The sequence below is a fragment of the Streptomyces caeruleatus genome, assembly GCF_001514235.1.
GTDB classification, from domain to species: domain Bacteria; phylum Actinomycetota; class Actinomycetes; order Streptomycetales; family Streptomycetaceae; genus Streptomyces; species Streptomyces caeruleatus.
Genome location: NZ_KQ948939.1, coordinates 106,123 through 115,611, shown reverse-complemented (window position 1 = coordinate 115,611; position 9,489 = coordinate 106,123). Strand labels below are relative to the sequence as shown.

The following is a 9,489-nucleotide window of genomic DNA, read 5'->3' as shown; positions in this document are numbered from 1 at the left end:
GGCAGCCCCCAGGGACGGGACGGGTAGGGGCGGCGGGGGCGAGGAAAAATGCGGGGACACCTCCGTACCCACCCCCCTACCGTGACCCCATGAGCCGTCCCGAACCCGACACAGGCACAGGCACAGGCACAGAGGTGCGCCCCGTCACCGAGGCCGACATCCCCGACTGGATCAGGGCGCTGAACACCGGCTTCCTCCGCACCCCGGACGTCACCGAGACGGAGATCGCCGACCGCAGCTCGTACATCGTCCCGTCCCGCACCCTCGGCGCCTTCGACAACGGCCGCTGCGTCGCCACCTTCAGATCCTTCGCTCAGGAGATCACCGCGGTGGGCGGGACCCCCGTCCCCGCCGACGCCATATCGAACGTCACCGTCACCCCCACCCACCGCCGCAGAGGCCTCCTCACCCGCATGATGGCCCACGACCTCACCGCCGCGAAGGACCGCGGCGACGTCGTGGCCACCCTGATCGCCGCCGAGTACCCCATCTACGGCCGCTACGGTTTCGGCCCCGCCACCTGGACCACCCAGTGGACCGTCGACGTCCCCCGCACCGGCCTCGACCCGAGGTGGTCCGGCCCCGAGGACGGCGGCCGTATCGACCTCGTGGACGGGGCGGACGTACGCAAGCTCGGCCCGGAGCTGTACGAGAGGGTGCGCGGGGCGCAGCCGGGCGCCGTCGACCGGGACGAGCGGTGGTGGCAGGTCAGCACCGGCGCGCTGCGCCTGGACAGGGCCCCGTGGACCGAGCCCTTCTTCGCCGTGTACCGCTCGGCCGGCGGCGAGGTCCAGGGGCTGGTGTCGTACCAGGCGGACGACCACTGGGGCGACGGCAAGCAGCCGTTGAACACGGCGTCCGTGAACTGGCTGATCGCGGCGACCCCGGACGCCGAGCGCGCGTTGTGGCGCTACCTGTGCTCGATCGACTGGATCACCACGGTGAAGAGCGGCTGGCGGTCCCCCGACGACCTCCTGCCCTTCTACCTGCCCGATCCGCGGGCGGCCAGGGTCACGACCCAGGCGGACTGGCTGTGGGTGCGGATCCTGGACGTCGTACGGGCCCTGGAGGCGCGGACGTACGAGGGTCAGGGGGCGCTGGTGCTCGACGTCGTGGACGGGGACGGCGGCCACGGGAGCCAAGGCGGGTTCACGGGCGGGCGGTTCCGGCTGGAGGCATCCGCGGACGGCGCCTCGTGCACCCCGACCAAGGCCACCGCCGAACTCACCCTCGACATCGCCGACCTGGGCCGTCTCTGGCTCGGCGACGAGTCCGCGGTGCGGCTCGCCGCGCTGGGCCGGGTGCGGGAAGAGCGAGGGGGCGCCGCCCTGGTGGCCGACGCCCTGCTGCGTACATCCAGGCGGCCTTGGTGCCCGGACGTGTTCTGAACCTCCGTTTCGCCGGTGACAGGACTGCTCATCCGTAGCGAGCTGTGCGGTTGTGGTTGTTGTGCTGCTTGTTCTTCTTCAGTTGTGGCTGTGCGCATCGATGTTCGGTTGTCGGTGTCAAGTTGTGGCTGTGCTGACCGACCGGGCTCCCGGCTCCCCTCCGGAAGGGAGCCCGGTCAGCCGAACCTGGTCCCTACTGGGCCAGCAGCATGACGAGGATCACCGCGCCGATGCCGCTGATCATGGTGTTCTTTGCCTTGAGGCCGATGGACAGGGCCAGGAAGGCGATGATGCTCGTGGCCAACCCCTCAGGAAGTTTGACCATGTTGCCTAAGTTGGCGACCAACTTCACTGTACTTATGACCGCTGGGAAGCGGCTCATAACCACCATTCCAGGAACTGCCTAAAGATGGCGGGAAGTTGTAGTGTTTGGTCGTGGAGCCGAAACACGCCTCCGTCAATGGACGGAAGAGGTCACAGCGGCCACAGAAGTCACATCGGGAGGTGGCCGACGAGCTGCGCGCCCGGATCACCTCGGGCGAGTTGCAGCCCGGCCAGCGCATGCCCACCCAGGCCAAGCTGGCCGACGAGTTCGGCGTCGAGCGCGGTGCCGTACGGGAGGCGCTGCGTATCCTCCAGTCGGAGCATCTGCTCACCAACGTCTCCAAAGGGGCCCCGGCAACGGTCGCACCTGATCTGGCAAAGGCGCTGACCAGTCCCGGGGCCCCGCCGCAGCCGACCATGGTGGCCCTCGCCCCGCGTGTCGCCACCGCCTTCGCGGCCCCGCACGTCGAGATCGACGCCCTGTGTCTCACCTCGGTGTCCCTCACACTGGCCATCGGCGAACCGCTTCGCCAGATCCACGCCGGACAGCTGAAACCAGCCAAGGTCGATGTCCGTGTCATGCTGCCGAGCCGTGACATCTCGCTCGCTTTCCCGACGTCGGTGGACGAATCGGTCGACGATGCCGACGAACAGCTGCGCCGGCGCTGGCTGGCCCAGCGCAACGCCCAGGGCCAGGTACTCAAGCACAATCTGCTGGCGCTGCGATCCACGCACGGCATAGATGTGCGGGTCACCTTCCGTGCGCTGCCGTTCACCCCGCCGGTGAAGCTGTACCTGCTCAACAACGCGGAGGCGCTGTTCGCCTACTACACGCTGAGGCGAAGCGAGGTGGAGATCGGTCAGCAGCACCTGGAGATGTACGACGCCCCTGGCATCCGGTCGACGCTGTTCGCCTTCGAGCAGGGGGCCGGATTGCGCGACACGACGTTCGTGGAGCAGTCGCAGATGTGGTTCAACGCACTGTGGGAGACGATCAGTTCGGAGCTGGTGCTCACGAGCTGATCGTCTCCCACAGCGGTTGATCTGAGGGTGGTTCGTCGCTCCTGCCGCGCGAGGCCGGTTCGGTCGCGCGCATGGCTCACAGGGCCGGGCCGGAGACCAGGATGGCGAGGACGACGGCCCCGATCGAGCTGACCGCCGGGCTCTTGGCCTTGATGCCTATGGTGAGCAACAGCAGGCCGATGATGCCGGTGGCTCCGTACTTCCACTGGAGGGTCTGCTCGACACCGACGACGAACACGGCGGAGAGGAGTGCGAGGACGGGCATCTGTGTTTCCCCCTTCGGGCTTCTGGGGATGGAAGGAATACTTTCACCAACTCAACCAACTTGACGCCAACTTCAACTAAGTTGTCCCCACTTGGCGCCTACTTTGAAACAAGCTAGCGACAACTCCCTTTGAGTGGGAGCTAGTTGTAGCGTTTGGTCGTGACCCGGGAGAACGTGGCAGTGAACGGCAGCAGGAGACTCTCGCCCCAGGAGATCGCCGACGCCCTGCGGGAACGGATCCGCATCGGTGACCTCAAGGCCGGTGACCGTCTGCCCACGCAGGCCGAGCTGGCCGAGGAGTTCGGCGTGGAGCGAGGCACCGTACGCCAGGCTCTGCGCGCGCTCAAGGATGACGGGCTCCTGACCAACGTCAGCAAGGGCAGCCCGCCGCGCGTCGCCCCCCCGACCCCTACCCGGGGCGCCCCCCAGTCGACGATGGTCAGCCTGGCGCCTCGTCTGGCGGAGGCGTTCTCCGCACGGCACGTCCGGATCGACGCGGTCTGTCTGACGGCCGAGACCCTCATGGTCGCCCTTGGCGAACCAGTCCGTTTGATCCACCAGGGCAGCATCCGCCCCACATCGATCGACGTCCGCATCCTGCTGCCCTCCCGCGACATCAACCTCGCCTTCCCGGTCCTGGTCGAGGACCGCGGTGACGACGACTCGGTCCACAAGCGCTGGCTGGCGATGCGCAATGCGCAGGCCCACGTGCTCCGGCACAACCTGCAGGCAGTCCGCTCCACCCACGGCATCGACGTACATGTCACCTTCCGTGCGCTGCCCCTCACGCCGCCGCTGAAGCTGTATCTGCTCAACGGCGAGGAAGCGCTGCTCGGGTACTACGTCCTCACGGAGCGCCAGGAGGAGTGGGAGGGGCAGGCTCTGGACATGTATGACGCCCTCGGATCCGAGTCCCTCCTCTTCTCCTTCATGAAGCAGTCCGGACAGCGTGATGCCGCGTTTGTGGACGAATCGCAGAAGTGGTTCGACGCCCTCTGGGAAACCATCACCACGGACCTGACACTCTCCTAGTGACTTCGGAAACGGCGCAGACTGAACCGGTGACATCAGACACTGGGAAAGAGACCGAGAGACTGCGGGAACTGATCGCGCGTGCACGGGTCGTGCTCTGGGACTTCGACGGGCCGATCTGCCGACTGTTCGCGGGGCATTCCGCGACACGAGTGGCTGCCGAGTTGGTGGAGTGGCTCGAAGTCCGGGGGCTGCACGGACTGCTGGCGGAGAACGAACGGGGCACCTCGGACCCGCACGCGGTGCTCCGGGCCGTCAACGTCCGGCATCCCGACGGCGACCTTGTGGCCGAGCTGGAGCAGCGGCTCACCGCGGAAGAAATCCGGGCCGTTCGCACGGCGATGCCGACCGCGTACGCGGACCCGCTGATCCGCACCTGGACGGCTACGGGTGCCCGGCTGGCCATAACGACCAACAACTCGCCGAGAGCGGCCTGCCTCTATCTGACTCAGCGGGACATGCTCGGCTGCTTCCATCCCCATATCTACGGCCGCACCCAGGACCTCCACCACCTCAAACCGGATCCGCACTTCCTCGGCAGCGCTCTGGACGCGATGGGCTCCGAACCCTCCGACGCCCTGATGATCGGTGACTCCCCTTCGGACCACACGGCCGCGCTCCGGGCCGGCGTGCCCTTTCTCGGCTATGCGCGCAACGAACGTAAGGCGAAGCTCCTCGGGGAGGCGGGGGCCGAGGTCATCGTCGGTTCTTTGGAGCCCCTGCTGCGGGCGGTCCGGAGCCGGGCCTGAGCCGTCAGCCGGACCAGGAGGCACTTCAAGAACGCGAGGCACTCGACGCATGAGCATGCCTGGCACTTCCCTTCCACTTCCCGTGAAGCAGCCAATTCTCGGTCCAATTGGCCTGGTTGTGGGGTGACTTCCCCGGCAGGTCAGATCACTTAACCAACTTGCCGCTTCTGGACCGTAGTTGGCCGGAAACTGGTGGGATGGTGGACTGGAAGCGGTATGGTCCGGATGTGGGCCGAAGGCAGACCAGTGCTGGTGAAGGCGGCGGCAGGGCGTTCCACCGGGTCGCCGACGAGCTACGGGCTCGCATGGCGGACGGTAGGTACCCGCTGCGCTCCTTCCTGCCGTCCCAGCGTGATCTCGCCGAGGAGTTCGCGGTCAGCCGCGACACGGTCCAGCGCGTCATCCGGGAACTGGACAGCGAGGGGTGGACCGATACCCGGCAGGGAAGCGGCTCGCGCGTCGTCAAGAGTCAGCGCATCCAGTCGTCCACGCCCAAGGCGACCAGATCCCGCTCCGGCGCGACGCTGGCGCCGCTCATCAGCGAGGCCTTCGAGCAGCCGGAAGTGACCCTCGCGGTCTACACGCTGACGTCCGAGTCCCTCGACGCGCACATCCGGCTCCAGGTGGAGCGGATCCGCAACGGTTCCATCGTGCCCGAGCGCATCACCTTGCGGATGATCCTTCCCGCCGAGACACAGCACCTCCCTTATCCGCGGGTCAAGGAGGACAGGAACGATGAGCGCCTGCACCAGCGTCTGCGTGAGATCACGGAGCGGCACACGAAGTCGCTACGGGAGTCGCTGAGGGCGCTCAGGACCGAAGGGCTGGTGTCATCGGTGGAGGTGGAGATCCGCCGAGCACCGCTCATCCCGGCCTTCAAGCTCTATCTGCTCAACGGTGTCGAAGCGTTGCACGGGATGTACGAAGTGATCGAGCGGGAGATCGAACTGGAATCCGGTGAGGAGGTCACCTCGCTCGACGTTCTGGGCCTCGGCGCCACACTCACGCACCATGTGAAGGACACGGACCCGAACTCGCAGGGGACCGTCTTCGTGGACAGCATGCAGTCCTGGTTCGAGTCGGTCTGGCGACTGCTGGCCGTGTGACCGGACTATCGGGGCGCGGTGCGGTCCTCCGGCGGAATCCAGCGCGGGTCCGGAATGACCGGACGCGCCGGCTTGATGGAGTTCAGGTTTTCCCAGAGGTTGCGGTGCCATTCCATGTGATGCTCCGCCACCTCCCGGGTCGAGGTGGTCTGTGAGCGCCTGTCCCAGCCGATGATGCGGGCCTTCCCGTACTTCATCACGTAGCCGGCGGTGTCGAGGATCCGATAGGAGCTCTCATGCCAGCGGACGCGGGTGTCGACGATGCCGTAGGGCGCGTAGAAGAGCTTCTCCTGATTGAGGATGTAGAGCTTTCGCTCAGGTATCTGCGGGGACTCCCGCACCTCGCAGGAGATGGTGATGTGCGGATTTCTCTCGTGGACCCGGTCCAGCAGGTCCTTGAGGTCGTTCCAGTTGGGTTTCGTGAAGTCGTCCCGCATCCGCTGACGGTTTTCCTCGGAATCCTCGAAGTGGACCGTGTCGGTCGGAAGTCCCGAGTGCTCGGGGGCGGGCACCAGCTTTCCCGGCAGGCTCATCGGCAGGTTCAGATGGGCGATGATGACGCGCAACGTCAGTTCTCGTGTCCGCATGTGCTCGTCGCCCATCCGCTCCAGCGGTTCCCGGAGCAGATCGAGCAGCGTCTGCATGGTGAACCCGGAGAAGTCGACGCGCACGTGCCGCGCTTCGAACGCTTCCTTGATCGGGGCCCGCAGGTCGCTCAGATTGGCCAGGACATAGACGCCGGACACCTCCTGAGAGGTCGGTTCACTGATGGCGTCGAACAGTACGAGGGCCAGGAGTGCCGCGAAGGAGCCGCCCAGGAATCCCTGCCCCTTGAGTGCGTCACCGAGCGGGTCGATGATTTCGGCGGCGATTCCGAGCGCGGCGACCAGAGCGAGAAGCCATTTGACGATGCGCGGCTTCCATTCGTTGAGCGAGTCCCGGATTCGCTCGAGTCTGGACGGGCTCTCGTCACCTGGCCTACGAGGAGTCAACCTCCACCCCCTGTGCGCGCCGCGGATGCGAGGCGGCGGCGCTCGCTGAGATCGGCGATGCACCATGATGCCTCGCTCAACTGCACTACACCAGGAGGCCAGTTCGACATGCGCAGTGCCGTCGCACAGGTGCTCGTCCAGTCGCCGTTGAGTGGGGCCGAGGGCGGCTCCGTATGGCTTCTGGCACGATGCACGGGCGAAGGGGAGTAACGTACCTCCACTTCTGTATCTCTCGGAGAGATCCGAGGCGAAAGAAACGGGCAATGTCACCCGAAACGGCTTCCATCGCTCGACTGCGCGCGGTCGAGGTCAGTGGTGACCAGAGCCTGGTCGAAGGCCCACTGCAGGGCTACCACCACGAGACGTATGTGTTTTCCCTGCCTGGCGGTACGGGTACCGCGGGCCCGATCCGCTGCAAGTGCCGGGAGCCGCGTACCAATCTCCTGTGGTTCGATCGAAGGTGTTTCGCCTCGGAGGAGCAGTTGCTGCGGGCTCTGGCCGGCCGGATCCCCCATGTTCCGGACATCATCGAGGTGAGCGACCTCGGGCTCCAGCGTTTCATCGAAGGGCGGACGCTGGGGGCTTCCCACGCGTCCGGCAGACCTGTCCCGGAGCCGTTCGTCCGGCAGATCATCGGTCTCTTCGGGCAATTGGTTCGAGTGACCCCGCAGAATCTTTCCGTCGAACGACGGTGCGCCACCGAGGATCAGCCCTTGGACGGTGACACCGATGGCTTCCTCGAACGGCTGGTGTGCTTTGCCGAACAGCGGGTCTATCTGGAGAACTCGAAGCAGTTCGGCGAGCTCTTCGCGGAGCTGGGTGTGGGTGAGGAGGCTTTCAAGCACCTCAGGGCGTATGTCTCGGGTCTCAGCTCGCGCCCTTTCTGTCTGCTCCACGCCGATCTGCACCGCGAGAACTTCATCATCGACGCCCAGGCAAGACTCTGGACCATCGACTGGGAACTGGCGATGTTCGGAGACCCCCTCTACGACCTCGCCACCCACCTCTATCTGATGGGGTATCCGGGCCGCCAGGCTTCGACGATGATCGAGCAGTGGTGCAGAACCGTTGAGGCCGTACGCCCCGGAAGCGCCAACGGCTGGCATCACGATCTGCGAAGGCTCATCGGCTTCAAGAAGGCGCAGTCCGTGTTCACCGACGTCATCCGGATGGCCCTGTCGTTGGAGGCCGGTCCGACGGCCGACGGTCATCGGACCGCTCGGGTGGCGGTGAAGCTGCGGAGGGTCCTGGCCGAAGCGGTGGTGCCGCTCGGACTGGATTCGGTGCCGAGCCGCAACCACATCACGACGGCGCTGGAGCGCTGGCTCAGGGATCGCATGTGCGGGCCTGGAGGGGCGGAGCGGTGACGCGGCCTGGGAGTCGTCAAGTCGCCGCTCTATCGTGGTTGTTCGTCCGGTCGCTCGTCCCGTTGTTCGTCCTTCCCTCTTCGTGTGTCATGCCAGGAGCTGCCAGTGGATGTACTGGATGTACGTGCTGCCCAGGGCTCCTTGCGGAATGAGCCGTCACACTCCGTTTGTGACCGCTTCGTCAGACGCGCTGTGCGTGCGGGGGTCAGGAGCGGTGGATACCACAATCACAACTACGTGTTGCCGTTGACCGAGGACGTGGCCCGGCTCGTGGGCCGTGACAAGGGGACCCGTGTGACCGTGCGGATTCGGCGCATGGACGCGCTGCCGGTGGTCATCAGGACATGGCCGGAGGAATCGGCCGTCCTCGACGCGGTCCAGGGCGTGCTTCCCCACGTACCGGAGTGCCTCGCCACAGGGAACGACTTCGCCATCCACAGCTATGTGGAAGGAACGCCGCTGTCCGGGGTGTGCGGGGACAGCGAACCTGTCGGCCTTGAGGTCGTGCGTGCGCTGACCGGTCTGCTGGCCCGGACAGCCCGGGTCGGCCGCGCGGCCCTGCCCCCGCTGCCCGCGCTCTGGCCGGCCGACGACATGGACAGCCGGGGCTATCTGAGGACTTTGGTGCGCCTGGCCGACCTTCATATCCGGCAGCCCAACTGGCGGACCTTCGGCGGCCTGTTCGCGGCACTGGGCATCCCGCAGGACGCGCTGAGCGACCTGGCCGCACGGGTACCGGAAATGGCCGAACGGCCGTACGGCCTGCTCCACGCGGATCTGCACCGCGACAACGTGATCACGACCCGCACCGGCAGTCCGCCCCTGATCTGCGTCGACTGGGAACTCGCGACCTACGGCGATCCGCTGCACGACCTGGCGACGCACCTCGTCCGTATGCGGTACCCGGAATTCCAGTGGGACGAGGTGACAGCCTTCTGGGCGCAGGCCATGGAGCCGGTCCGCCCGGCGGCGGTGCGCGGACTGGCCGAGGACCTGCGGCATTACGTCGACTTCGAGCGTGCGCAGTCGGTCTACCCGGACGTGATGCGGGCCGCGAGGTCGTTGGAGGACACCCTGGACGACAAAGGGCTGGACGAGGCGACGCTCTCCGTGTGGCGGGCCCTTGAGGCGGCGGCGGAGCCGCTCCGGCTCAGTAGTGTGCCGAGCAGGCCCCAGATCGAGCGGGTTCTGGTGCGCTGGGCGGTGTCAAGGGCCGGCAACGGACTGGCCCCGGCCGCCTAGC

The 9,489-nt window shown here is 66.5% G+C and carries 10 protein-coding genes; 7 read left to right on the top strand and 3 right to left on the bottom strand.

The annotated features are described in order from the left end of the window. The first annotated feature begins 89 nt into the window (after window positions 1–89). Window positions 90–1,388 carry a GNAT family N-acetyltransferase gene (locus tag AQJ67_RS36610; protein ID WP_062723801.1) on the top strand — a complete coding sequence of 433 codons (1,299 nt, stop codon included), beginning with the start codon at window positions 90–92 and terminating at the stop codon, window positions 1,386–1,388. A 193-nt stretch (window positions 1,389–1,581) separates the two neighbouring features. On the opposite strand, the gene AQJ67_RS50285 is transcribed toward AQJ67_RS36610, so the two are convergent. Beyond that, on the bottom strand, window positions 1,582–1,713 hold the full coding sequence (locus AQJ67_RS50285; protein ID WP_279616918.1) for a hypothetical protein: 132 nt from the start codon (window positions 1,711–1,713) through the stop codon (window positions 1,582–1,584). A 104-nt stretch (window positions 1,714–1,817) separates the two neighbouring features. Here AQJ67_RS50285 and AQJ67_RS36605 point away from each other — a divergent pair, with 104 nt between their 5' ends. After that, window positions 1,818–2,735, top strand: coding sequence for a FadR/GntR family transcriptional regulator (locus AQJ67_RS36605; RefSeq protein ID WP_079056401.1), 918 nt, complete (start codon window positions 1,818–1,820; stop codon window positions 2,733–2,735). A 76-nt stretch (window positions 2,736–2,811) separates the two neighbouring features. Here the strand turns inward: AQJ67_RS36605 and AQJ67_RS36600 are convergent, their stop codons facing one another. Beyond that, window positions 2,812–3,000, bottom strand: a complete 189-nt coding sequence (locus AQJ67_RS36600) for a hypothetical protein (RefSeq protein ID WP_062723799.1) — start codon at window positions 2,998–3,000, stop codon at window positions 2,812–2,814. A gap of 153 nt (window positions 3,001–3,153) precedes the next feature. On the opposite strand from AQJ67_RS36600, the gene AQJ67_RS36595 reads away from it, so the two are divergent. The 3 genes from AQJ67_RS36595 to AQJ67_RS36585 all read left to right on the top strand — a co-directional run bounded on the left by AQJ67_RS36595 (window position 3,154) and on the right by AQJ67_RS36585 (window position 5,887). Beyond that, window positions 3,154–4,032 (top strand): GntR family transcriptional regulator, encoded by an 879-nt coding sequence (locus tag AQJ67_RS36595; protein ID WP_062723798.1) that lies wholly within the window; start codon window positions 3,154–3,156, stop codon window positions 4,030–4,032. A gap of 29 nt (window positions 4,033–4,061) precedes the next feature. After that, window positions 4,062–4,781: an HAD family hydrolase gene (locus tag AQJ67_RS36590; protein WP_244190710.1), complete on the top strand. Its 720-nt coding sequence runs from the start codon at window positions 4,062–4,064 to the stop codon at window positions 4,779–4,781. Window positions 4,782–4,978: 197 nt separating this feature from the next. Continuing rightward, window positions 4,979–5,887 (top strand): GntR family transcriptional regulator, encoded by a 909-nt coding sequence (locus AQJ67_RS36585; RefSeq protein ID WP_062723797.1) that lies wholly within the window; start codon window positions 4,979–4,981, stop codon window positions 5,885–5,887. Window positions 5,888–5,892: 5 nt separating this feature from the next. Here the strand turns inward: AQJ67_RS36585 and AQJ67_RS36580 are convergent, their stop codons facing one another. Beyond that, complete coding sequence (locus tag AQJ67_RS36580; protein WP_159058901.1) at window positions 5,893–6,945, bottom strand: hypothetical protein; 1,053 nt, start codon at window positions 6,943–6,945, stop codon at window positions 5,893–5,895. Window positions 6,946–7,052: 107 nt separating this feature from the next. Here AQJ67_RS36580 and AQJ67_RS36575 point away from each other — a divergent pair, with 107 nt between their 5' ends. Together AQJ67_RS36575 and AQJ67_RS36570 are read left to right on the top strand one after the other, a co-directional pair. Further along, window positions 7,053–8,246, top strand: a complete 1,194-nt coding sequence (locus AQJ67_RS36575) for a phosphotransferase (RefSeq protein WP_341846185.1) — start codon at window positions 7,053–7,055, stop codon at window positions 8,244–8,246. 84 nt (window positions 8,247–8,330) lie between these two features. Further along, window positions 8,331–9,488 (top strand): aminoglycoside phosphotransferase family protein, encoded by a 1,158-nt coding sequence (locus AQJ67_RS36570; RefSeq protein WP_341846184.1) that lies wholly within the window; start codon window positions 8,331–8,333, stop codon window positions 9,486–9,488. Window position 9,489 lies beyond the last annotated feature (1 nt).

Bases quoted from the DNA above. Each gene is read 5' to 3' on its own strand.
- AQJ67_RS36580 (WP_159058901.1), bottom strand. From the start codon at position 6,945: ATGGTGCATCGCCGATCTCAGCGAGCGCCGCCGCCTCGCATCCGCGGC.
- AQJ67_RS36610 (WP_062723801.1), top strand. From the start codon at position 90: ATGAGCCGTCCCGAACCCGACACAGGCACAGGCACAGGCACAGAGGTG.
- AQJ67_RS36585 (WP_062723797.1), top strand. From the start codon at position 4,979: ATGGTGGACTGGAAGCGGTATGGTCCGGATGTGGGCCGAAGGCAGACC.
- AQJ67_RS36575 (WP_341846185.1), top strand. From the start codon at position 7,053: ATGGCTTCTGGCACGATGCACGGGCGAAGGGGAGTAACGTACCTCCAC.
- AQJ67_RS36600 (WP_062723799.1), bottom strand. From the start codon at position 3,000: ATGCCCGTCCTCGCACTCCTCTCCGCCGTGTTCGTCGTCGGTGTCGAG.
- AQJ67_RS50285 (WP_279616918.1), bottom strand. From the start codon at position 1,713: ATGGTCAAACTTCCTGAGGGGTTGGCCACGAGCATCATCGCCTTCCTG.